21 protein-coding genes and 2 pseudogenes are annotated in these 21893 nt (G+C 70.0%); 11 read left to right on the top strand and 12 right to left on the bottom strand.

All coding sequences use genetic code 11. The features are described 5' to 3' along the window. Positions 1-67: 67 nt before the first annotated feature. Together ACIQWG_RS05850 and ACIQWG_RS05845 are read right to left on the bottom strand one after the other, a co-directional pair. Positions 68-787: a hypothetical protein gene (locus ACIQWG_RS05850; protein ID WP_404090661.1), complete on the bottom strand. Its 720-nt coding sequence runs from the start codon at positions 785-787 to the stop codon at positions 68-70. Between the two features lie 58 nt (positions 788-845). Continuing rightward, on the bottom strand, positions 846-1910 hold the full coding sequence (locus tag ACIQWG_RS05845) for a hypothetical protein (RefSeq protein ID WP_404090658.1): 1065 nt from the start codon (positions 1908-1910) through the stop codon (positions 846-848). Positions 1911-1994: 84 nt separating this feature from the next. Here ACIQWG_RS05845 and ACIQWG_RS05840 point away from each other — a divergent pair. The 5 genes and pseudogenes from ACIQWG_RS05840 to ACIQWG_RS05820 all read left to right on the top strand — a co-directional run bounded on the left by ACIQWG_RS05840 (position 1995) and on the right by ACIQWG_RS05820 (position 5947). Then, positions 1995-2802: pseudogene (locus ACIQWG_RS05840) on the top strand (IS5 family transposase). Positions 2803-2844: 42 nt separating this feature from the next. Next, a complete protein-coding gene (locus ACIQWG_RS05835; protein ID WP_404090655.1) occupies positions 2845-3438 on the top strand; it encodes a DUF4291 domain-containing protein in 594 nt (197 codons plus the stop codon). A gap of 866 nt (positions 3439-4304) precedes the next feature. Then, positions 4305-4904, top strand: a complete 600-nt coding sequence (locus ACIQWG_RS05830; protein ID WP_404090652.1) for a sulfite oxidase-like oxidoreductase — start codon at positions 4305-4307, stop codon at positions 4902-4904. Continuing rightward, on the top strand, positions 4901-5632 hold the full coding sequence (locus ACIQWG_RS05825; protein WP_404090829.1) for a ferredoxin reductase: 732 nt from the start codon (positions 4901-4903) through the stop codon (positions 5630-5632). The genes ACIQWG_RS05830 and ACIQWG_RS05825 overlap by 4 nt, the downstream gene beginning before the upstream one ends. 42 nt (positions 5633-5674) lie before the next feature. Then, entirely contained in the window at positions 5675-5947 is a 273-nt protein-coding gene (locus ACIQWG_RS05820) for a DUF6510 family protein (protein ID WP_404090650.1), read from the top strand. 117 nt (positions 5948-6064) lie between these two features. On the opposite strand, the gene ACIQWG_RS05815 is transcribed toward ACIQWG_RS05820, so the two are convergent. Next, positions 6065-6223, bottom strand: coding sequence for a hypothetical protein (locus ACIQWG_RS05815; RefSeq protein ID WP_404090648.1), 159 nt, complete (start codon positions 6221-6223; stop codon positions 6065-6067). Between the two features lie 217 nt (positions 6224-6440). Here ACIQWG_RS05815 and ACIQWG_RS05810 point away from each other — a divergent pair, with 217 nt between their 5' ends. The 3 genes and pseudogenes from ACIQWG_RS05810 to ACIQWG_RS05800 all read left to right on the top strand — a co-directional run bounded on the left by ACIQWG_RS05810 (position 6441) and on the right by ACIQWG_RS05800 (position 9622). Next, positions 6441-7340, top strand: coding sequence for a helix-turn-helix transcriptional regulator (locus ACIQWG_RS05810; protein WP_404090645.1), 900 nt, complete (start codon positions 6441-6443; stop codon positions 7338-7340). Positions 7341-7531: 191 nt separating this feature from the next. Further along, positions 7532-8454, top strand: a pseudogene (locus tag ACIQWG_RS05805) (helix-turn-helix transcriptional regulator). A 178-nt stretch (positions 8455-8632) separates the two neighbouring features. Further along, positions 8633-9622, top strand: coding sequence for an SMP-30/gluconolactonase/LRE family protein (locus ACIQWG_RS05800; RefSeq protein ID WP_404090643.1), 990 nt, complete (start codon positions 8633-8635; stop codon positions 9620-9622). 99 nt (positions 9623-9721) lie between these two features. Here the strand turns inward: ACIQWG_RS05800 and ACIQWG_RS05795 are convergent, their stop codons facing one another. After that, a complete protein-coding gene (locus tag ACIQWG_RS05795; RefSeq protein ID WP_404090640.1) occupies positions 9722-10855 on the bottom strand; it encodes a low temperature requirement protein A in 1134 nt (377 codons plus the stop codon). A gap of 260 nt (positions 10856-11115) precedes the next feature. Between ACIQWG_RS05795 and ACIQWG_RS05790 the strand changes: the two genes are divergently transcribed. After that, a complete protein-coding gene (locus ACIQWG_RS05790; RefSeq protein WP_404090637.1) occupies positions 11116-12159 on the top strand; it encodes an NAD(P)-dependent alcohol dehydrogenase in 1044 nt (347 codons plus the stop codon). 91 nt (positions 12160-12250) lie between these two features. On the opposite strand, the gene ACIQWG_RS05785 is transcribed toward ACIQWG_RS05790, so the two are convergent. Both ACIQWG_RS05785 and ACIQWG_RS05780 read right to left on the bottom strand, forming a co-directional pair. Next, the gene (locus ACIQWG_RS05785) at positions 12251-13846 is read right to left on the bottom strand and encodes a Na+/H+ antiporter (RefSeq protein WP_404090634.1); all 1596 of its coding nucleotides are present in this window, start codon (positions 13844-13846) and stop codon (positions 12251-12253) included. A 73-nt stretch (positions 13847-13919) separates the two neighbouring features. Further along, positions 13920-14711, bottom strand: coding sequence for an SDR family oxidoreductase (locus ACIQWG_RS05780; protein WP_404090631.1), 792 nt, complete (start codon positions 14709-14711; stop codon positions 13920-13922). 285 nt (positions 14712-14996) lie between these two features. Between ACIQWG_RS05780 and ACIQWG_RS05775 the strand changes: the two genes are divergently transcribed. After that, positions 14997-15836 (top strand): alpha/beta fold hydrolase, encoded by an 840-nt coding sequence (locus tag ACIQWG_RS05775; RefSeq protein ID WP_404090628.1) that lies wholly within the window; start codon positions 14997-14999, stop codon positions 15834-15836. Between the two features lie 4 nt (positions 15837-15840). Here the strand turns inward: ACIQWG_RS05775 and ACIQWG_RS05770 are convergent, their stop codons facing one another. Both ACIQWG_RS05770 and ACIQWG_RS05765 read right to left on the bottom strand, forming a co-directional pair. Next, entirely contained in the window at positions 15841-16206 is a 366-nt protein-coding gene (locus ACIQWG_RS05770) for a darcynin family protein (RefSeq protein ID WP_404090625.1), read from the bottom strand. Continuing rightward, positions 16196-17116: an NAD(P)H-binding protein gene (locus tag ACIQWG_RS05765; RefSeq protein ID WP_404090623.1), complete on the bottom strand. Its 921-nt coding sequence runs from the start codon at positions 17114-17116 to the stop codon at positions 16196-16198. The genes ACIQWG_RS05770 and ACIQWG_RS05765 overlap by 11 nt, the downstream gene beginning before the upstream one ends. A 109-nt stretch (positions 17117-17225) precedes the next feature. On the opposite strand from ACIQWG_RS05765, the gene ACIQWG_RS05760 reads away from it, so the two are divergent. Continuing rightward, the gene (locus ACIQWG_RS05760) at positions 17226-18203 is read left to right on the top strand and encodes a LysR family transcriptional regulator (RefSeq protein WP_404090620.1); all 978 of its coding nucleotides are present in this window, start codon (positions 17226-17228) and stop codon (positions 18201-18203) included. Here the strand turns inward: ACIQWG_RS05760 and ACIQWG_RS05755 are convergent. The 4 genes from ACIQWG_RS05755 to ACIQWG_RS05740 all read right to left on the bottom strand — a co-directional run bounded on the left by ACIQWG_RS05755 (position 18188) and on the right by ACIQWG_RS05740 (position 21840). Further along, positions 18188-18592 (bottom strand): nuclear transport factor 2 family protein, encoded by a 405-nt coding sequence (locus tag ACIQWG_RS05755; protein ID WP_404090617.1) that lies wholly within the window; start codon positions 18590-18592, stop codon positions 18188-18190. The two genes, ACIQWG_RS05760 and ACIQWG_RS05755, sit on opposite strands and share 16 nt — an antisense overlap. An 87-nt stretch (positions 18593-18679) precedes the next feature. Continuing rightward, a complete protein-coding gene (locus tag ACIQWG_RS05750; RefSeq protein ID WP_404090614.1) occupies positions 18680-19123 on the bottom strand; it encodes a VOC family protein in 444 nt (147 codons plus the stop codon). 87 nt (positions 19124-19210) lie between these two features. Beyond that, the gene (locus tag ACIQWG_RS05745) at positions 19211-20695 is read right to left on the bottom strand and encodes a glycoside hydrolase family 43 protein (RefSeq protein WP_404090611.1); all 1485 of its coding nucleotides are present in this window, start codon (positions 20693-20695) and stop codon (positions 19211-19213) included. 161 nt (positions 20696-20856) lie between these two features. Next, positions 20857-21840 (bottom strand): FecCD family ABC transporter permease, encoded by a 984-nt coding sequence (locus ACIQWG_RS05740; protein ID WP_404090826.1) that lies wholly within the window; start codon positions 21838-21840, stop codon positions 20857-20859. Positions 21841-21893: the final 53 nt, after the last annotated feature.

The raw sequence follows: 21893 nt of genomic DNA, 5'->3' as shown, positions 1-21893 counted from the left end.
ACCGCTCGGCTCGCAACTCCCCGGCCATACAACGGAAGTGCCCAGCTCACGGCCTTCTGCCACGCGCTTACACCAGCACGCCGAGCTCCTCATGACCGATCCCCGGCGCGCTGAGCGCGAGCCACCCATGCGCGCGTACCTCGGTCGTGGCGCCGATTTCCGCTGGGTCGACGGAGAGCGCGCCGCAGGCCTCCGCAGCTCCCGCGGTCCCCTCGGCATCGAGCCCGTCCCCGTCGAAATCCTCGCCCTCAGTGCCTGGTTCCTCCCAGGCCAAGGGCGCGCCGATCCATTCCGGGTCGCTTTCGGCCGCGTACCGCCGGCGGATCGTTCCCTGCTCGGCAACCACCCAGACGTCCGAACCGCCGGCGTCGTCCATGAAGAACATCTGTGCCTGGCCGCAACGCGAACTCAGGCGTTCCACCGTCCCCATCCAGTCGTCCCAGTCCACTCCCACCACGCTGTCGAGGTTGCCGAACACGAGCCGCCACCCGTCCAGTTCGGGGGTGATGAACACGGGCATCGCTCCCGGCCTGTGCCGCATGTCCTCCACGCCGGCACCCTCCGCCAACGTGCACGGGAAGCGGTCATGCAGCCCCAACACCTCGAACACGCCCTCGTACGCGTTGGCCGGTACCGCGTACCACCAGCCCCGCGGATCCACCGGTGCCGCCTTCTCACCCGCACCGGCGAGATCGGCGCGCCGCTCAAGTACCCGCTTCTCGCGGGCCGTTAGGCGGTCCATGAATCCAGTGTCGAGCAGGGCGCGAAAGCGGGAGGCGCGGGTCATGCGGCGAGCCTATCTGAGCAGGTCGGACGCGCTCAGAGTTGAACTGCCCTTCGTACGCTCACGCAGGCGGAGGCGGAGGGAAGCCGTCCGAGGCATCGGCCGGTCGCCCAAAAGCCCAGATCCGATCGAATTCAGCCTGAAAGTGCTGATACCAGTGGCCGTCACGGTCCGGGAGGACCGTGAACACGGCGTCCCCGGAGGCGGAACTGTGGGAGTAGATGTCGACATGGATGCGCCCGCCGGGCCGTTGCGGATCCAGCAGTACCAGACCGAAGGCCGGGACGAACGGCAGAAAGCGAACGGCGATCCTTCCGCCTGTCCCCGGACTCTCCACCAACTCCCGCAGCAGGTCGACGGACGGGCGCAGCCGATTCTCGAACACAGCCGGCCGGCCGGAGACCGTACTGCGACGAGCTGCCTCGGCCGGTGCTGAGGTGGCCGGGTCGATCAGTGCCACCTTGATGGTCGCTCCGGCGGCAGCGCGGCTCTGCAATTCGTCGACCAGGTTCCGAAGGGTCCGCGACAGCGTGACCCCGACGATTCTGATGTCCCGGGCGTCACGCACCTGCCCGATGAGGTCCGGTTTGTCGCGGGTCAGGAAGTCCTCCGCCGAGACCTCTCCTGCCATATGGGAGCGCACCTGCTGCGCCAAGTCCGACACCTGCCTGCGGCTCCCGAGCAGCCCACCGGCCAGCAGGGCCAGCGTGGCGAGCGTGGCCGCGTCCAGCACCTTGCCGCCGACTACATCGAAAGCTCCGAGCACCGCCAACGTCACGGAGAGCAGTGCCGTCGAGTAGATCTCCAGGTTCTCGCCGCGGGCGAGATCCCGGCGCACGCGCCGCAGGAAACGCATGCAGGTCATGGTGTGCGCCTGGCGCAGGACCGTCAACGGCGACGGCCGGCAGGAACCCGTATGACCCGGACACGGCCCGCAGGCTGCGCGGGCCGTCAAGCGTCGCCCGCCCTTCGGATCCGCGAGCCGTGCGGCCACCGAGGCCGTCACGATGCGCGCCCAAGCCTCGCCGCTGGCCCTTGCTGGGCCGCTCGACGCCGAGGTCGAGGCGTTGAGTCGCAGATCGCGAGGAAAGGCGCGCGACAAGCCGAAGTCTCCGGGCCAGGCCATTCGGACCGCTTGGTGATCACGATGCCGATCCGCTAAGAGGCCATCTCAATAGGCTTGATCGTTAGTCCTACCGTCGTGCTGACGATGGTGGAGCGTCTGGTTCCGGACGGGTTGTGGGAGTTGTTCCAGCCGGTGGTGCCCCCAGCGCCGGTGCGCCCGCAGGGCGGGGGTCGGCGGCGTCACGGTGATCGGGAGGGGCTGGCCGCGATCATGTTCGTGGCCACGACGGGGTGCACGTGGCAGCAGTTGCCGCCGGTCTTCGGCCCATCTGAGCCGACCGCGCACCGTCGGTTCACCGAGTGGAGCAGGGCCCGGGTCTGGGGCAAGCTTCACCGCCTGGTCCTGGACGAGCTCGGCGCACGCGGGGAACTGGATTGGTCGCGATGCGCCGTCGATTCGGTGAGCATGCGCGCAATGAAAGGGGGGACCTGACGGGCCCGAATCCTGTAGACCGGGGCAAGAAAGGCTCGAAGATCCACTTGATCACGAGGCGGACCGGTCTGCCCCTCTCGCTCGGCATCTCCGCTGCCAACACCCACGACAGCCAGGGGCTGGAGCCTCTCGTGCGGGGCATACCTCCCATCCGCTCCCGGCGCGGCCTTGTCTGCGACGGCCCGCCAAGCTCCACGGCGACAAAGGGTACGACTACGACCACCTGCGCCGATGGCTCCGCTCGCGAAACATCACGCCGCGCATCGCCCGCAAGGGCATCGAGTCCTCCCAGCGGTTGGGCCGTCACCGCTGGACTGTGGAGAGAACGGTGGCCTGGCTCGCCGGATGCCGCCGCTTGCACCGCCGCTACGAGCGCAAGGCCGCGCACTTCCTCGCCTTCGTCGGTATCGCCGCCACCCTCATCTGCTATCGCAGGCTCGGCGGCCTCGCACCGCAGTAATCCGATGGCGCGCGCGAAACAGGTGTGCCCACCCTAGTGCCCGTGGCAGAACCCAAATATCAGATTCGAGCCCTGCACACGGACTCTACGGTCACCGTCTACCAGGCATACGCCCCGGAGATCGGCCTGCCGGCGGCCCGGGAGGGCCGTTTCCCGGTGGTGTGGCAGCGGGACCGGATGACGTGGATCAAGCCGTCGTTCCTGTGGATGATGTACCGCTGCGGGTGGGGCACAAAGGAAGGACAGGAGACCGTACTCGCCGTCGAGATCTCCCGTGAAGGCTTCGAGTGGGCACTCGAACATGCCTGCCTGTCCCACTACGAGCATGGGCTCCATGCCGACCGCGCAACATGGAAGCGCCAGTTGAAGCGGGCTCCGGCCCGGGTGCAATGGGACCCCGAACGGGACCTGCACCTTCAGCCGCTTGCCCACCGGTCGCTCCAGCTTGGCCTCGTCGGCGAAGCCGCACGTCTCTACGCCGATGAGTGGACTGTCTCGATCACCGACGTCACATCGCTCGCCCACACCATCCACGCGCATGTGCAGGACGGAGTCCCGGACGCCGCACGGCAACTCCTGCCCCGTGAACGTCCCTACCCCGTGAACGAAGGGGTCCTGGCTCATCTACACCGATGAGCCCGTCTGCCAATTGAGATGATCTCTAAGGGACGCAGCACGTCCTCCGTGCACCCGTATGCAGGTCCGGTGACGGTCAGGAGTTCCTAGGCGCTGGCGTGGCCACGCCACGACATCCTCTGCCGGGCCGCATGGTGCACGGGTTCCCCCTGACTGGCAGCCTGCCGACGCCACAGCCACAACGACGCCATCGACGTCAGAACCGTAAAGATCACCAGCAGCACCAGCGACACCCACATCTGCCGACTTCCAGGGTCATCCCACGCCGCCAGCACGGCAGAAGCCGCCCACAAGCCGGCACCCGCGGCATAGAGGGCGCGGATCCGGCGCAGCTGCCGCAGGGCTCGAACGGACTCAGTGTGATCAGTTCCCAGTGACATGCCGACGCGGGTACCCCGAATGCCGGCCTGCCATCAGTCCCCTCCCGGCAAGCCCCCTCGGGAGAAAGCGCCGAGGCATCCCCGCACGCTGCCATGAGGCTCCCGACGCCCCGCCCCGCCGCTTCCTGACGTAGATCTGGGCCACCAGCCGCCCCTGGGACGGCCCCGGACCGCACCCCCCACCCGCCCCACCCACCCCCGGACTCTTCCAAGCAACCCGGCCAAGGGAACGGCACGACAATCCACAACCGATCAACACAGCCGCCCAGCCACCCCGACCTGTGCGGCCGAGCTCCCTCACCGTCATCACGAGAACGGCTCACCCGCAAGAACAGCCCCGAACCGCCGTGAACCGCCCCAGGCACCCGCCGCCGCACAGCTCCACCCACCCGCAACCAAGTGGTCGGCCCGCCGCCACGGTCCGACACTGGAGACGGGCCCCCGGCCCGCCCCAGCACCGCGGCCGGACGTCGCCCGGAGGTGACCTTGACTTCCTTCTCACCCGGCTTCCACGGACGGGCTCACCCGTTGACGGACCGGCTGCCGCCCGGACAGTACCCGACCGAGTCGTTCCCCGTGCTGTCGACCGGTCCCACCCCGCAGGTGCCGACCGAGACCTGGTCCTTCACCATCACGACGGAGTCCGGCGACTCCCGCAGCTGGACCTGGGGGCAGATGATGGATCTGCCCCAGCAGGAGACGGTGACGGACATCCACTGTGTGACCCGCTGGTCCAAGTTCGACACACGGTGGCGCGGAGTGTCCCTCGACGCTTTCCTCGAGGAAGTGGAGACGAGCGCCGAGTACGCAGTGGTCCACAGCCACGGCGGCTACACCACGAATCTCCCGCTCGAGGACCTCCTCGACAACAAGGCATGGATCGCCCACACCTACGACGGCTACCCCCTCTCGCCCGAGCACGGCGGACCCGCCCGGCTGCTGGTCCCCCACCTGTACCTCTGGAAGTCGGCGAAGTGGGTGCACGGACTACAGCTCACCCACGACGACGAGCCGGGCTTCTGGGAGTCCGTCGGCTACCACAACTACGGCGACCCCTGGCGCGAGCAGCGGAACTGGGGCGACTGACCGTGACGCTCGCCTGGCTGCCCGCACGGCTGGTCGAACGGACCGAGCAGACGACGACCGCCCGCACCCTGGTCTTCGCCGTGCCCGGCTGGCCCGGTCACCTGCCCGGACAGCACGTCGACGTACGACTCACCGCGGACGACGGCTACCAGGCCGTCCGCAGCTACTCCCTCGCCGCACCCGCCGACGACGACCGCCTGGAGCTCGGCGTGCAGCCCGTGCCCGACGGGGAAGTCTCGCCCTACCTCGCCGACCAGCTACCCCCGGACGCGGAGGTCGAGATGCGCGGGCCGCTCGGCAACTGGTTCGTGTGGCAGCCGGAACAGACGCAATCCGCGCTCCTGGTCGCGGGCGGCTCCGGAGTCGTACCCCTCGTCGCGATGATCCGAGCGCACCACGCGGCCGGCTCGCCCAGCCTCTTCCAGCTGATCTACTCCGTACGCACCCCTGAAGACATCTGGTACCGCGAAGACCTCACCTCCGCCGGCCCCCACTTCCACTCCCAGATCATCCACACCCGCCGCACGCCACAAGGTGACAGCACTCGGGCGCCCGGCCGGATCACCACAGCAGATCTGGAACAAGCCACAACCCGGCTGGAACCACAGAGCCCCGTCTACGTCTGCGGCCCAACCGGATTCGTCGAGACCGCGAGCGACCTGCTCACCGAGCTCCTCGACAAGCAGGGGATAGACCCCACCACCATCCGCACCGAACGCTTCGGGTAGCCCCGTTCCCGCCTCTCCCCCACAACGCCGCAGGAGACCCACATGAACGAACCCCCCACCCACCTCGACGGCAACAGCCTCGCCGGCCCGCTGTCGGAGATCCTCTCCGTGGAACCCACCGCAGCCTGGTGGCGCTGCCCGAACTGCCACCGGTCCGGGCCCCTGGCCCAACTGCACATCTACGGACCCGAACCAGGAATCACAGCCCGCTGCCCAGGCTGCACCTACATCGCGCTGCGACTCGTCCGCGAGGAAGACCACCTCTGGCTCACCCTCGGCAGCGGAACGGGCGCCTTCCGTTTCCCCACAGCCTGAAACACCCCGCCCACACGTGGCGACCAGGAGAATGCGGTGCTCCCTCTGATCACCAATGAACTGATCTCTCGGATGGCGGGTGCCATCGCGGCGCCAGAGCCTTCCTGACAGCCCTGTTCACCGGCTGAGCCTGCCGGCAGGGAGGGCGACGTTGACGATCAGGGTGTCCAAGGTCATCACGAAGAAGCCCAGCACCGCGGCTGCCAGTGCCGGGCCGGCTCCCTTCGGCACGCCCGCGGCGGCGGATCGCGGGCCGAACGCAAGGGACGATGGCACGAATGTCTCCTCTGGGATGTCGGTGAACGGTTCCGGTGCGGAGGTGCAGGGGGCGCCGACGAGCGGTTCCGCCACCGGACTCCACCCCTGCGCGCGGGTCGTGTGAGGTGGCAGGCCGCGTTGTGCCGGGGAGCGCTGTTCGGGGGTGTGACAGGGCCCCCAGGGTGCTCCCGCCCAGCTCATGGCCTCGTTGGTGCCGGGCTGACACAATGGGCACATGGCACGGGAACGGCAGAACGGCACCGGCGCAACGCCACTGGGGACCTTCCTACGCGCCCACCGGGAGGGGGTCACCCCTGAACAGGCCGGCCTGCCGACCGGTGCCGGTCTGCGGCGCACGCCCGGGCTTCGCCGGGAGGAGCTGGCGACACTCGCCGGGGTCAGCGTCGACTACTACGTCCGGCTGGAGCGCGGCAAGGAGGCCAACCCCAGCCCGTCCGTCGTCGACGCCCTCGCCCGCGCACTCCAGCTGGACCCGGCGGAGCACGAGCATCTACGTGTACTCGTCGCCCGCGCCGCGGGCGCCGCCGCACTGCACCAGCCGTCCGCCGACGGGGACCCGGTCCTGCCGGGAGCCGAGTTGCTGCTGGAGAAGTTGAGGCCCTTCCCTGCCTACGTCCTCAGTCGGACCATGGACGTCCTCGCGTGCAGCCCGGCCGGGCTGCGGCTCTTCTTCGGGCTGGCGGACTGGCCGGCGGGGCAGCGCAACGTCGTGCGCTATGTCTTCCTGCACCCGGAAGCGCCCAAGCTGTTCGACGACTGGCAGGACCAGATCCGCGCCGCCGTCGGCCGCCTGCGCTCCCTGCACAGCCTCGAACCGGATGCCCCCGGCCTGGCCCCGCTCGTCGACGAACTCCTGAGCAAAAGCCCGGAGTTCAAGGATCTGTGGGAGCGCTACGACGTACGGTTGCACACCCACGGCAGCAAGACCTTCCACCACCCCGAGGTCGGCGACCTCACCCCGGGCTACCAGAAGATGCAGATCGAGGGCACTCGGACGCAACGGCTCGCCTTCTACTACGCCGAGCCAGGTACCCCCGACCACGACAAGCTGGTCCTGCTCGACATGGCGGGCGTGGAGCAGTCCGCAGCGCATCCTGCGACGGACACGCACTGACCGCTCGTGCTGTCCAGGGCATGCCGAGGTCGGCCAGAGGTCGCTGCCACGGACGCCGAGACCTCTCCGGGCGACGGCGTAGGTCACACTGCGGGTGGCCGGCCGCATGGTGCCGGGGAATGCCGTTCAGGGGAGTGACAGGGCCCCCCAGTCGCCTCCCGCGCAGGTCATCGCACGGCAACACTGGGGGCATGACACGTGAGCAGACCGCCGGAAGCGGCACCGAGCTCGGGCGCTTCCTGCGCGCCCGTCGCGCTCGGCTGTCCCCCACCGAGGCCGGGCTCGCGGCAGGCTCCGGGCTGCGGCGCACGGCCGGGCTGCGCCGCGAGGAGGTGGCCACCCTCGCCGGAATCAGCATCGACTACTACACCCGCCTCGAACAGGGCAAGGAGACCCGGCAAGCCCGTCCGTCGTCGACTCCCTCGCTCGGGCGCTTCAGTTGGAGGACGACGAGCACCAGCATCTGCGCAGCCTCGCGACGCTCGCCGCCCGTCGCGCGCCGCAGCCGCCGACCGCGCCCTCCCGCACTCTGCGGCCAGGCGTGAAGCTGTTGCTGGAAGCCCTGCGGCCAGGGCCTGCCTACGTCGTCAGCCGCACCACCGACATCCTGGCGGCCAATCCGAGCGGCCTGCGCCTGCTACCCGGGATCGAGGAGTGGCCGGCCGCCCAGCGCAACATCATCCGTTACGTCTTCCTGCACCCGGCCGCCCGCGACCTGTTCGACGACTGGGACAACCAGGTCCGCAGCGCGGTGGCCCGGCTGCGCGCACTCGCCGGCACCGACCCCGACGCCCCCGATCTGGCTCAGCTGGCCGGTGAACTCCTGCTCAAGAGCCCCGACTTCGCCCGGCTGTGGAAGCGCTACGACGTCAAGGGCCGCTCCCACGGCCGCAAGACCTTCCGCCACCCGGAGGTCGGCACACTCACCCTCGGCTACCAGAACATGGAGCTGGAGGGCACCGCGGGACACCGCCTCACGGCGTACTACGCCGAGCCCGGATCCCCCGACCACGACGCACTGGTCCTGCTCGACCTGGCGGCGCACGAACGCGGATCCACCTCCCGCGCCACGTCGACGCCTCGCCGGGACGACACGGCATCGTCGTCGACCTGATCATCCGTCAGGAACACGGCCGAATAGGACCCCGCGCGCAGCCGACCTGGCAGCGCGCTCTGTTGAGGGCGGCCGCCCTCCGACCGCCCTCGCCCCCTCCGCCCGAACGCACGGCCTCACAGCCGCCGGGAAGGCCACAGCACAGCAAGGAACGTTCATGTCAGAAAGATCAACATCCATGAAGACCCGGCTTCGCATCGGTGCCGCCCTCACCGCGACAACGGCGGTGCTGGGATCCGCGCCCGCCGCCACGGCGGCCGCGTGCCCGCACCACCAGCAGCCCGTCATCAGCGACATCCGCACGGTCGCCGCGTTCGACTACGCCGCCGGGGAGATACCGGAGAACATCACCTTCAACCCGGACCGCTCCGTGACCCTGTCGATGATCGGTGCCCCCGCCGGCCGGCCACCCGCGCTGATGCGGATCTCCCCCGCCGGGCAGCGCACCGTCCTCGCCACGTCCGCGAAGGGCGACGGCATCACCGGCAACATCCGTGGCACGGACGGCACGGTCTACTACAACATATGGTCCTCCGACGCGGCACGCTCCGGCGTCTGGAAGATCACGCCCGGCGGCAAGCCGACCCGACTCGCCGCGCTCCCCACCGACGGCCTCCCCAACGGTATGGCCCTCGATCCCAGCGGCCGCACCATCTACGTGGCCGACAGCCTCAAGAGCACCGTCTGGTCCGTACCCGTCATAGGCGGGAAGGCGAAGGCGTGGCTGACCGACCCGGCCCTGGCCCCGGTCACGTCGGAGGACGTGCCCTTCGGCGCCAATGGCCTGCGCTTCCACAAGGGAGCGGTCTGGGTCTCCAACCTCGCCCAGGACAGCCTGCTGCGCATCCCGGTCAGGGCGGACGGCAAGCCCGGCCGCGTCCACGTCGTCACCAGGAACATCGAAGGCGTGGACGACTTCAGCTTCCTCGACGAGCGCTCCGACGTGGTCTTCGCCGCCCAGAACGCGCCCGACGAGGTGTCCGTGATCTACCCGGACGGCAAGATCAAGCCGGTCCTGAGCGCCGCCGACGGCCCGGCCTCCCCCAGCGCCACCGCGGTCCGCGACAACCGGCTGTACGTCATCGACGGCGGACTCGACGCGCCGCACAATGCCCAGTTGCAGAGCGGCAAGATCAGTATCTCGGCGCTCCTCCCCCACCAGGGGTGATGAACCGTGCCTAGTTCGTCGGGACCGGCTCATCGGCCCGGGCCCGACGAACCCCGTTCCGGCCGCGTCCTTCGCATACGCCCGCGGCGAAGGAGACGTTCAGTCGCGCACCGTCCGCCGCAGTTCCGCGAAGTGCCACGTCTCCAGGGCGGCCAGGGCTCCGAGGATCACGACCACACCCGCCAGGGCGGCGAGCGGCGGCAGCGCGGCCGCCGCCGGAGCCCAGGCGATCACCACCACGAGCGCCGCCAGCCGGAAGGGCCCCCAGACCCGCACGGCGAGCCAGCCGAACAGCAGCAGCCCGGCCAGATAGACGGCCGCCCCGCCGCACAGCACCCAGGCGTAGAACCAGCCCAGACCGTGATCGCTGTCCGCGTGCGCGACGACGCCTTCGAGGCCGAGCGCGACCAGCACGACGCCCGCGACGATCGGGAAGTGCCCGACGCCGTAGGCGCTCGACGCCAGGGCCAGCCTCGTCTCCTTGCCGGCCTCGTCCAGTCTGCGCGCCACCAGGTGGGTCACCAGGTCGAAGTACAGCCACCACAGACCCATGGCGACGCCGACCCCGAGGGCGGCCGCGACGATCAGTGCCACGCTGACCGGCAGCTCTGAGGCGCCCACGCCCAGCGCGGTGAGCGATTCGCCGATGGCGATGATGACGAACAGGTTGTACCGCTCGGCGAAGTACTCGGCGCTGTGGATACGCCAGCCGCCGTGCCGCGCGGTGGCGTACACGACGCCCCAGTCGACCACGATCGCCGCCGCGAACAGCGCGGTCTGGGCGCCGCCGCCGATGGCAGCGCCCGCGAGCAGCAGCCCGCCCCCGGCGAGCACCGGCGGCCAGGACACGGCGACCTGGCGGCGCAGTTCCCGGTCCCCGCCGGCGAGGAAGCCGTACAGGACCAGGTGCACGCACCGGACGAACAGGTACGCGCCGGCCAGCACCAGGGGGCCGTCCAGACCGCCGTCCGTGTCGTGCCACGCCTCGGGCACGGCGAGCGCGACCACGAAGATGCCGGCCATCGCCAGCCCCATGCCCGCCCGTACCACCCCGAGGTCGGCGCGTGCCTGGTTGCCGAGCCACGCGTACGCCGACCATGACCACCACAACAGCGCCAGCAGCAGCATGCCCTGGACCACGCCCATGGCACTGTGCTCGTGTGCCATGTACGCGGTGACTCGGGTGAGCGCGAAGACGTACACCAGGTCGAAGAAGAGCTCGAATGTGGTCACCCGGTGGCCTACCGTCACCTCAACGCTGTCCGAGCTGGGCCCTCCGTCCGTTCGTCTCTCGCCGGTTCCCGCCACGGTCCGCTCTCTTCGTTCGCCGTCAGCCGCTGCAACTGCAACTGCGCGTGAGCGTAATCAGCGCCCGTGCGGTTTGGGAGGACCTGTCACACCCCCGAACGGCGCTCCCCCGAACAGCCCGCCCTGGTTGGAGTCGGCGCAGGTCAGCAGCCTTGAGCGTGGAAGACCGCACCTTGGGAGAAACCATGCTCACAGTCAACGCCTACGGGGCCACGTCCGTGGCCGAACCGCTCGTCCCGATGACCATCGACCGCCGGGAGCCCGGGCCGCACGACGTGCTCATCGAGATCGCCTACTGCGGCATCTGCCACTCCGACATCCACTTCGCCCGCGGCGAGTTCGGAGACATCCCCAATCCCCTGGTTCCCGGCCACGAGGTCGTCGGCAGCGTCATCCGGGTCGGCTCCGAGGTCACCAAGCACGCCGTCGGTGACCGGGTGGGCGTGGGCTGCATGGCCGACTCCTGCCGCGAGTGCGCCAACTGCCTCAAGGGCGAGGAGCAGTACTGCCTGAAGGGCCACACCCTGGTCTTCGGCAGCGTCGGCAGGGACGGGAAGATCACCCAGGGCGGGTTCTCGACCCACATGGTGGTGACCGAGGACTTCGTCGTACGGATACCCGACGGCCTCTCCCTCGACGCCGCCGCGCCCCTGCTGTGCGCGGGCATCACCACCTACTCCCCGCTGCGGCACTGGGGCGCCGCTCCCGGCAAGAAGGTCGCCGTTGTCGGGCTCGGCGGCCTTGGCCACCTCGCGGTGAAGATGGCCAAGGCGATGGGTGCCGAGGTCACCGTCCTGTCCCAGTCGCTCAAGAAGAGGGAAGACGGCCTGCGCCTCGGCGCCGACCATTACTACGCCACCAGCGACCCGGCTACCTTCGAGAGCCTCGCGGGAAGCTTCGACATCATCCTCAACACGATCAGCGCCAAGATCGATGTCGACGCCTATCTGTCCCTGCTGGCCCTCGACGGCGCCCTCATCAGCCTCGGCGCCCCGGGCGAACCGCTGCCGGTCAACGTCCCCTCCCTGTTCGCCAACCGGCGCACGTATGCCGGTTCGCTCTTCGGCGGCATCCGCGAGACGCAGGAGATGCTCGACTTCTCCGCCGAGCACGGCATCGGCGCCGACGTCGAGGTCATAGCGGCGGACAAGATCAACGAGGCGTTCGACCGCGTCCTCGCCTCGGACGTGCGCTACCGCTTCGTGATCGACACTTCCACGCTGGCCTGAGCCGGGCCGGATCCGAGACCCGTGCGGCACCCCTGCTGACGGAGCCACACGGGTCTCGCACGGCCGGGACAGGCCGGCTTCCGGCACCGGATCACCGCACTGCCTCCCGCCGGGCCAGGCGTACTTCCTCGCTGTCGAGTTGCTGCTGGATCCGGAGCAACACGGTGTCGTCGACGCGGTGTTCGTCGCGGAGGCGGATGACGGCGGCGCGTTTGTGACGCAGGAGGGCGAGGCGCAGGTCGGTGTCCTGCCTACGGCGGCTCAGCAGCGGCTGTGTCTCCTCCCTGGCGTCGTGGGCCCGCAGGGTTTCGAGGTGCGTCTCGCACTCGCCCCGCAGTCCCTCGGCGATCTCGGGGTCGGTGCCGAGTTCGGCGGCGGTGTCGGACAGTGCCGAGAGGGCCGCCTCGGCAGCCGTGGTCCGGGCCAGGAGCATCTCGCGTTCGTCGTCCGCGTCACGAGGCAGCCGGGCCCGGCGCGCGGCGCCGGGGAGGACGAGACCCTGTACCACCAGCAGGAGCACGACGACGCCGGCGGTGACGAAGACGATCGTGTCACGGTCGGGGAACGGGCCGCCCGAGTCGACCGTGTACGGCACCGACAGCGCGAGGGCCAGGGACACCGCGCCCCGGAACCCGGCCAGGGCGCTGACCAAGCGGGCCCGGTGGCTCATGCGGCGCTCGCGTTGCTGTGGGCGCCGGTCCACGAGCCGGATCGTGTACGCCGCAAGGAACAGGAACGCGCCCCGGACCACGACCAGTGTCAAGGCGACCGCCGCCACGGCCAGGAGCGCATCGGTCAGATCCGTACCGGACAGATCCCGCACCGCCGCCTGCGCCTCAAGGCCGACGAGGACGAACAAGAAGCCGTTGAGCAGGTACATCGCGAGCGACCAGAAGGCTTCGGTCTGGATACGGGCGTCCGCCCGGCCCAAATGCGGCGCGACCTGACTCATAATCAGCCCGCTCACCACGACGGCGAGAACTCCGGACGCCTCGACCAGTTCGGCGAGCAGGTATGCGGTGAACGGGATCAGAATGATCGCGAGGTTGCTCAGGAACGTGTCGCCCAGGGGCAAGATGCGGCGGCGCAGCCGGAAGCCGAGCCACGCCGTGGCGACACCGGCCGCGATTCCGCCCCCGTACGAAAGCAGCAGCAGCCCGCCGACGTGCGGGACGCTGAGGTGTTCGGCGCCGACGGTGACGCCGACGGCCAGGCTGTAGACGACGAGTGCCGTGCCGTCGTTGATGAGGCTCTCGGCGCGCAACAGGGTGACGTTGCGCCGTGGCAGAAGCCGACTTGCCACGCCGACGGCGGTCGCGTCCGTCGGGGCGACCGCCGCGCCGAGCACCCAGGCCGGTCCCCAGGGCATCCCGAACGCGTGGGCGACGACGGCAACCGCCCAGGCCGTCACCGCGACGAGAACGGTGCCGGTCAGCACGATGCCGCGCAGATCCCGGCGGATGGCACGCAGGGAGGTCGTCACGCTCTCCCAGTACAGGAGCAGCGGCAGGAAGACGAGCAGCAGCACATCCGGCGGCAGCTCCGTCTCGCGCAGCCAGGGCACGAAGCCCAGCAGGACGCCCGCGGCCGACTGAAGGACGGGCGGCGCCACCTTCAGCCGGTGAGCGAGCACCCCGCACACCAGCAGCGCGACTCCCAGGACGACGACGAACTCCAGACCCGCCACGGGTCACCTCCTGCCGCGTGAGTCATGCGCGCCGGGAAACGGAGGCACCCTGAGCGCCAGGGGCTCCAAGACCCTAGGCGTGCGCACGGGCCCGGACGGCGTCCAGGTCGTCGCGCACACGCTGGGGCTCCTTGCCCAAGGGCATGTTGGCCTCGTCCCGGGCCGCGTCCAGGGCGCCGGGTGCGTCCGGTGCCAGGGCGGCGAAGAGCGGGCCCATGTCGCCGGGTTCGGGGCCGGCTTCCGCGACGAGCTCGAAGGTCTTGCCCTCGGCCTCCGGGGCGGTGAGGGCCTGGACCAGCACCTGGGCGATCTGGGCGCGGGAGATGACTCCGTCATCGGGGGTGCCGGAGCGCCGCTCGTCTCCTTGCAGGAAGACGAGCCGCTGCTCGTCGGGGCCGTTCATGTCGAACCAGCCCGGCCGCACGATCGTGTACGACAGGCCGCCGGCGCGGACAATACGCTCGGAGCGGCGCTTCCAGTCGAGGAGATGGTCGTACACGCTGCTTCGGGAGGTGACGCCGATGGCTGTCATCAGCGCGACGCGGGGTGTACGGCCGTCCAACACGGTCAGGATGTTGCGGACCCCGGCGTAGTCGACGGCCTCGGGCGAGGCGTGTCCGCTGCCGTCCGAGCCGAGTGTCAGCACGAGCGCGTCGACGTCGGCCACCGCCGGGGGCAGGGTCTCGGGCCGGGTGACGTCGGCGACGACCAGCTGTGCCTCGGCGGGGAGTTGACGTCGGGCCTTGGCCGCGTCACGCACCAGCGCGCGGGTCGTGTGCCCTCGCGCGATCGACTCGGCGACGACGAGCCGTCCGATGCTGCCGGTCGCGCCGACTACGAGCACGGTCATGGGTGTGTGCGACATGGCTTGTCTTTCCGGGGGTTCGATGCCGTCGGAGCCGGTGACCACCGACACGCTCTGCGCATCCCGCTGCGGCGGCGGCCGTCCGCCGCGCGCCACGGGAGGCTTGCCGAGTCCAGCCTGTCCGAGGGACGCGCCGGGTGACAGGCCGTGTCGTTCCGGGGAGTGAGAGGGCCTCCCAGGTACGCGGACCCGCGGCGTCCGACGCCAGGCATCCCCTTGCGCACGGCACCCGACAGCCCGCGGGACATATCTTCCTTCCAGGACCACGACTTGGAGGACCCCCAGGTGGAACGTTCGGCCGACGAGTACTGGACCGCTTCGGGAGTGAGGCTGCGCAGGGCGACCACACGTCGAGGCCCATGGAACTGGCTCTTCCTGGCCGGCGGCCCGGGACTGGGATCCGAATCGCTGGCGGGGCTGGTGCAGGTCGCCGCGGTGCCCGGCACGGCGTGGCTGCTCGACCTGCCCGGCGACGGGTCCAACCGGGGCTTCCCGGCCGTCCCCACGCACCCGTTCCGGCGATGGCCACACGTTCTCACCGAGGCCGTCGCGAGCCTGGAGGACGTGGTCATGGTCGGGCATTCCACCGGCGGCATGTTCCTGCTCTCGGTTCCGGAGCTGGAGCAGCACCTGTCCGCGCTCGTGCTCGTCAGCAGCGCTCCACACGCAGGCTGGCGCCCCGCATTCGAGCAGTGGGCCCAGGCCCACCCGCTACCCGGACTCGAGGACGCGGCTGGACGGTACGCCGCTGATCCAAGTGACGAGACCCTGCGCGCACTCACCCTCGCCGCCGCACCGTGGAACTTCACCACGGCCGGCCTGCCGCAGGGCCGAGCGCTCCTGGACGCACTTCCCTACTGCCACGAGGCGGTCGCGTGGGCGGGTACCCACTTCGACCAGCGGTACCGGGCGCTCTGGAGCCCGCAGGCACTCCCGACCCTCCTCATCAGCGGCGCCCAGGACCACGTCGTCGACCAGCAACTCTGGGAGCAAGCACGCGGGTTCGAGCAACCACATGTCCTGCGGCACACGGTCGAACAGGCCGGCCACTTCCCCTGGATCGACAACCCGGACGCTGTCCGCGCGGCCTTCACGGACCTCACCGCCCGGCTCGAATCCCAGTGACCTGTCAGGTGGTGACGGTGGCGACCGGTTCCACGCCGTAGGTGCGGGCGTAGCCGTTCTCGGTGCCCACGAGCAGGTCCACGACCTCGAAGTACCGGTCCCAGAAGGGGGTTTCCCGCAGTGCGTCGATCAACAACCGGTAGGCCTCATGGTCGTCCGCCTCCCAGACCCAGATGTCGGTGACCCGCGCCGAGTAGAACTCCGTGTCGTAGAAGCGCGATCGGACGCCGCGGGTACGGGCCTCGATCACCGGAACGACTCGGGTGGTGAAGGCCTGGACGCGCTCGGCCACCGTCATCGCCAGCCACTCGGGCGTGGTCTTGACGAGCATGAACGCGGTGACCGGCGGCTCGGTTCGGTCAGTGGGCATCGGCTGCCTCCGGTGTGGTGAGGACGGCGGGCTTGAGGGTCTGCGCGCACCACCGCGCGAATTCGGTGGCCCCCTGGCGTGCATGGGGCGAGGGGTCGAGGCCCGCGTCCAGGCCGTTGTCCTTGGCGCGCTTCATAGCGACCATGCCTTCCACGAACGCCGCGTTGAGACCGTATCCGAGCAGTGTGGATCGCAGTTCGTCGAGCGGCTGGCGCCGGTAGTGGACCGTACGGCCCAGCTCCTCGGTCATGATGCGGGCCAGGTCGTCGGGCGACAGGTTCTGCGGGCCGAGCACCGGCACACTGCCGACGCCGGTCCAGGAGCGGTCCAGCAGCAGGCCGGCCGCCGTCGCGGCGATGTCGGCGACGGCCACCATCGGGGCCGGACGGTCCGCGGCTGCCGTGTCGGTGAAGACCCCGTCGGTGCGGATCGAGTCCGCGTCCTCCAGCAGGTTCTCGAAGAAGGACGGGCAGGCCAGGGACCGGTACGCGACGCCGGAGTCGGCGATCAGGTCGTCCATGGCCAGGGACGCGGTGACCAGCCCGGCCCGGGCCGCCTGTGGTGTGCCGCGGCCGAGCGCCGAGACGCCGACGACCTGGCCGACGCCGTGGGTGGCGAACGCCCGCGCGGCCGGGCGGGTGAAGCCGCTGTAGGCCTCGTCGGGGGTGACCGAGGCGTCCGGCGGTACCAGCCAGAAGACTGCGTCGGCCCCGCTGAAGGCGCGCTCGACGGTGGAGGCGTCGCCGTGCGAGCCGGTGATCACCTCGACTCGTCCGTGCACGGACTCCGGGAGCCGGGCGGGATCGCGGACGACGACGCGCAGTTCCTCTCCGCATGCGGGCGCGGCGTCAACCAGGAGCGACAGCAGCCGTCGGCCGATGTTCCCGGTGGGAGCGGTGATGACGATCATGAAAACCTCGCGGTCTTTGTCGGATCGATATGACCCCTCCATCGTGCGAACCCGAACCACGTTGCCACAATGGGAACTTCAGCATCGAATCATTGCCTGAAACGGAATAATGCAGGTGAGCAGCCCAATCCCGAACCTCGACGCCAATCTCGCCGTCGCTCTCGACGCCCTGCTCACCGAGCAGAGCGTCACCCGTGCCGCCGCGCGGCTGCACACCTCCCCCGCGGCCATGAGCCGCACCCTGGCCCGACTGCGCCGGGTGCTCCAGGATCCGCTCCTGGTGAGGGCCGGACAGACGATGGTGCCCACACCCCGCGCCGAGACGCTGCGGGACGAGGCCGCCGCGGTGGTGCGCCGGCTGGAGGCACTGCTCACGCCGAGCGGCGGGATCGACCCCGGCGCGCTACGGCGCACCTTCACCGTCCAGGCCTCGGACCTCGTCGGCGCGGCGCTGGCGCCGGGTCTGCTCGGGCTGGCCAGGCGTCAGGCGCCGGGTGTCACGCTGCGGGTGCTCGCCGAGGAGTGGGAGGCGGGCCCGGCGCTGCGCGAGGGCCGGATCGACCTGGAGATCGGGTCCATCGACCACGTCGATCCGGAGACCCGGGTGGAAGAGCTGGTCACGCTACGCATGGCCGCCGCTGTCAGGGCCGGGCACCCGCTCGCCGAAGGTCTCCTGACGCCCGCCCGGCTGGCCGCGGCCGAGCATGTGGCGGTCAGCCGCCGGGGACGCTTCACCGGCCCGCTGGACGCGGCCTTGGCCGAGCGCGGCCTCAGCCGGCGGGTCGGCGCCGTCCTGCCCGGACATCTGGCGGCGATGGCGCTGGCGGCGGTTGGTGACGTCGTCTGCCTGGTGCCGACCTCGCTGCCGGGCGAGCCCGCTTCACCGCTCAGCAGCGCGGCGCACGCTTTGGGACTGCGCCTGTTGGACATCCCGCTGCCGCTGCCACCCTTGACGATCGGCATGGCCTGGCATCCGCGCCACAGCGCCGACGGGGCCCACCAATGGCTGCGTGGCGCGGTGCGCCGGGTACTCCGTCCGGCCGGGGCGGCGGAGGAAGCCCACCGGAACGATCAGTCGCCGAAGTAGGCCTGGGCGACGGCGTAGGTGTCCTCGTAGAGGTGATAGCGGGTGATCCGCCCGTCCCGGACCGTGGTGTGCAGGGCGAACGCGGTGTCGATGTCCCGGCCCGTCTTCTTCACCTCGGAGACCAGGCGTCCGATGAGCACGACGTCGTCGCCTTCCGAGATGACCTGGTGGAGGTCGAACTCCTTGGCCTGCACATGGGTCCGCAGCAGTTCGAAGAACGTCCGCATGCCCTGCGCCGAGTCGACCTCCGGCACCCACGGAATGCCCGGCGGGTGCGGGATGGAGAACGACACCGAGTCGGCGAACAGCGCCGCTGCCTCCGCAGTCTTCCCCTCGGCGAGCAGCGGGAACAACCGTTGCACGGTCTGAGCAGGTGACTCTGCTGTCATGCGTGCCGACATTACAGGCCGGACATACGACGCAAGGCCATCAAACGTTGAGGAACGGTCCACAGCCCCTGCGGCGGGGCGGAAGCCTCAGCCGAGTTGCTCGGCCAGTCCGACGACGATGTCCTCGGGGCCACGGACGTAGCAGAGCCGATAGACGTTCTCGTACTGCACGATTTCGCCCACGAGTTCGGCGCCGTGCCCCCGCAGCACGCGGGAGACGACGTCCTCGATGTCGTCCACGGCGAACATGATGCGACGAAGGCCGAGCGTGTTCGCCGGTGCGTCTCTCGGCTCGGGGGTGATGGCCTTCGGCCGGTGGAACTTCGCCAGCTCCACCCGCCCGTGACCATCCGGAACCCGCAGCATGGCGACGTCCTGCCGGACGTCATCGAGCCCGATGACACGCTCCGCCCCGCGCCACTCCAGTGGTCCTTTCCCCTCGAGCTCCATGCCGAGTTCGACGAAGAAGGCGATGACCGCCTCAAGGTCGTCGACGACGATGAGGACGTTGTCCATCCGCTGGATCGTCATGTGGGGCCTCCTTCGTGGCGCACGCCACGGTAGCCGCTGCCACCCCTGGCCCGGTCGCCGGACGACGCCGTCCCGGTGACAGGACCGTCAGTCGGTGTACACCTCGGCGCGGTCCACGCTCACGAACGCTGCCGCGGAGGATGGGTTGCGCTCCCCGGTGACGCGGACCTGTAGCGTGTGCGCGCCGTACGGCAGCCGTGGGCTGAGGTACTGGAGCGTCTCACCGGTGCGGATCGCTCCGTAGAAGTCGACGCGTTGTTCGGCGCCCCCGTCGACACGGATGGCCGCGATCCCGTTGCCCGTGTCCTTCACGGACAGCAACGCGATCCTGGTGCCGGTGAAACGGAACGTCGCGGTGTTGCCCGCCCGGTCACTCCAGTGATCGTCGCTCCAGAAGCACTGCGCCGCACAGCCCGTGCCCGCATTCCAGGCGCCCTGATACGTCACCGTGCCGCTGCCGCTCGAACGGCCGTCGTCGTTGATCCAGTGGTTGCCCGATCCGGGGTCGCCGGACGGCAGGTCCTGTGTCGCGCCCAGGGCGAGCGGGGTGCCGAGGTCCGGACTGCCGTCGGCACGCCAGCCGATCTTCTGGGCACGGGTCGTGCGGTTGGTGTAGGTGAACACCGACGTGGTCTTGGCGTGGTAGACGATCCAGTCCTCCGTTCCGTCAGGGGAACGGAAGAAGGCGTGGTGGCCGGGACCGAACACACCCCTGGTGTCGTTGCGCGAGAAGACAGGTCCGCTGTGCTGGGTCCAGTTGCCGGGCACCAAGGGGTCGGCGCCGTTGGGCAGGGACATCATCCACACCTGGTAGTCGGGCTTGCCCGTGTCGCACGCCGAGTACGTCATCCAGGTGCGGCCGTTGCGGTACAGGAATTCGGGACCCTCGCGGACCTCGGGGCATCCTCCGGCCCCGTCGAGCGCGATGGCGTTGCCGGAGACGGTGTAGGGGTTCGACAGGGGCGCGATGTTCAGGCCGTTGTGCTGATAGGCGTTGATGCCGCTGTAGGCGAGGTAGAGCTTGCCGTTGTGCTGGAGGATCCCGGGGTCGATCGCGAAGTCGTCGGCGTGGTTGGGCGGGGTGAGCTTCGCCTTGAAGTGGTACGGCCCCGTCGGGTCGTCGCCCTGCGATTCGAGGACGTACAGCCGGTGATGGTCGTCCACTCCGTCGTCAGCCGTGTAGTACATGTACCAACGGTTGTCGAAGCGGTAGAACTCGGCCGCCCAGATGTGCTGGTTACGTGAGGCGTCGGTGTCTCTCCACACGGTGATCGGGTCGGCGGCGAGAAGGGTGCTGAGTGAGGAGGAGCGCCACATCTTGATGCTGTCGCCCTGCGTGGTGGTGAGGTGGTAGGCGCCGTTCGCGTAGGTGACGAACGGGTCGGGACCTGTGTTGAGTGGGTTGCGGAAGGTTCCCGCCGCTGCGGCGACCGGTGCCGCTGCCGGCGTGCGGTCGCCGCCGACGCCCCTCGAAGCGGCAGAGGCAGCGGCATGGGTCTGCGGTACCCAGATCAGGCTCACGAGCAGGGCGAACAGGGCGGTCACCAAGGTGGTGACGGAACGGGCGCGCATCGGCGACTCCCCCACATCTGTCGAACCGGCGGTTGTCCATGGCACCACGGCGATTACATCGATGTAAAGAGGGTGCGGTGAGTGGTGACGCTCTGTCAGTCGACCTTCTTCACAAGTGACTTGGGTCGACCCCGCTTCGGCGCGCACGCGCGCGCACGGCCTCACACGAGCCCCGCCTTCCTCTCCCCGCGCAGCAGCCATGCCAGATACGCACCCCCGGCCACGCCCGTCACGACACCGACCGGCAGGAGTGCCGAGCCGGTGACGCGTTGGGTGGCGAGGTCGGCGGCGGTGACCAGGAGTGCGCCTGTCCACCCGGCCGGCAGGAGGTTGGGACCGGCGGCCCGGGTGATCCGGCGGGCGAGTTGGGGTGCCGCCATCGCCACGAACGGGACGGGGCCGGCGGCAGCCACCGCCATGGCCGTGAGCCCGGTCCCCGCGCACAGCAGCACCAGGCGGCTGCGTTCGGGCGGGACTCCGAGCGCGGCGGCCGTGTCGTCGCCCATTTCGAGCACGGTCAGCCGCCTGGCGTACCCAAGGACGACCGGGACCAGGGCCACCGGGCCCAGCGCGGCGATGCGGACGTCGCCCCAGTCGCGGGTGTTGAGCGATCCGATCAGCCAGCTTGCCGACTGGGCCGCCTTGCCGATGTCGGCACGGACGTACAGGAAGCTGGTTGCCGCTCCGAGCACGGCGGAAGCGCCGATGCCGACGAGGACGAGCCGGTATCCGTGCACGCCCTGCCGCCAGGCGAGCAGATACACACCGGCGGCTGTGGCGAAGCCGCCGCACACCGCGCCGATCGCGGTCTGGGCGTCGCCCGCGTCGAAGAGGATGATCGCGACCAGCGCGCCCGCCGAGGCGCCGTTGCCGAAGCCGGTGATGTCGGGGCTGCCGAGCGGGTTGCGGGTCAGCGACTGGAACACCGCACCCGCCACACCCATCCCGAATCCGACGAGGAGTGCCACGAGCGCCCGGGGCAGCCGGAGGTCCAGCACGACGAATTCGGCGCCTGGTGGGCCGTGTCCGGCGAGGGTGCGCACCACCTCCGGCGGCGACAGCTCGTAGGCACCGGTGCCTACGGCGAGGATCATCGCACCGGCGGCCGACACGGCGAGCACGGCGCAGACGAGCAGCGCGCGCATGTCGTAGCGCAGTGACCAGCGGCCGGTGCGCAGCAGACCGGGCCTGGTGGGCC

The sequence above is a fragment of the Streptomyces sp. NPDC098781 genome, from assembly GCF_044759995.1.
In the GTDB taxonomy this organism is placed as follows: domain Bacteria; phylum Actinomycetota; class Actinomycetes; order Streptomycetales; family Streptomycetaceae; genus Streptomyces.
This window is presented reverse-complemented; position numbering and strand designations above follow the sequence as displayed.

Bases quoted from the DNA above. Each gene is read 5' to 3' on its own strand.
- ACIQWG_RS05850 (WP_404090661.1), bottom strand. From the start codon at position 787: ATGACCCGCGCCTCCCGCTTTCGCGCCCTGCTCGACACTGGATTCATG.
- ACIQWG_RS05845 (WP_404090658.1), bottom strand. From the start codon at position 1,910: ATGGCCTGGCCCGGAGACTTCGGCTTGTCGCGCGCCTTTCCTCGCGAT.
- ACIQWG_RS05820 (WP_404090650.1), top strand. From the start codon at position 5,675: ATGAACGAACCCCCCACCCACCTCGACGGCAACAGCCTCGCCGGCCCG.
- ACIQWG_RS05810 (WP_404090645.1), top strand. From the start codon at position 6,441: ATGGCACGGGAACGGCAGAACGGCACCGGCGCAACGCCACTGGGGACC.
- ACIQWG_RS05800 (WP_404090643.1), top strand. From the start codon at position 8,633: ATGAAGACCCGGCTTCGCATCGGTGCCGCCCTCACCGCGACAACGGCG.
- ACIQWG_RS05790 (WP_404090637.1), top strand. From the start codon at position 11,116: ATGCTCACAGTCAACGCCTACGGGGCCACGTCCGTGGCCGAACCGCTC.
- ACIQWG_RS05780 (WP_404090631.1), bottom strand. From the start codon at position 14,711: ATGTCGCACACACCCATGACCGTGCTCGTAGTCGGCGCGACCGGCAGC.
- ACIQWG_RS05770 (WP_404090625.1), bottom strand. From the start codon at position 16,206: ATGCCCACTGACCGAACCGAGCCGCCGGTCACCGCGTTCATGCTCGTC.
- ACIQWG_RS05765 (WP_404090623.1), bottom strand. From the start codon at position 17,116: ATGATCGTCATCACCGCTCCCACCGGGAACATCGGCCGACGGCTGCTG.
- ACIQWG_RS05760 (WP_404090620.1), top strand. From the start codon at position 17,226: ATGCAGGTGAGCAGCCCAATCCCGAACCTCGACGCCAATCTCGCCGTC.
- ACIQWG_RS05755 (WP_404090617.1), bottom strand. From the start codon at position 18,592: ATGACAGCAGAGTCACCTGCTCAGACCGTGCAACGGTTGTTCCCGCTG.
- ACIQWG_RS05750 (WP_404090614.1), bottom strand. From the start codon at position 19,123: ATGACGATCCAGCGGATGGACAACGTCCTCATCGTCGTCGACGACCTT.
- ACIQWG_RS05745 (WP_404090611.1), bottom strand. From the start codon at position 20,695: ATGCGCGCCCGTTCCGTCACCACCTTGGTGACCGCCCTGTTCGCCCTG.
- ACIQWG_RS05740 (WP_404090826.1), bottom strand. From the start codon at position 21,840: ATGCGCGCGCTGCTCGTCTGCGCCGTGCTCGCCGTGTCGGCCGCCGGT.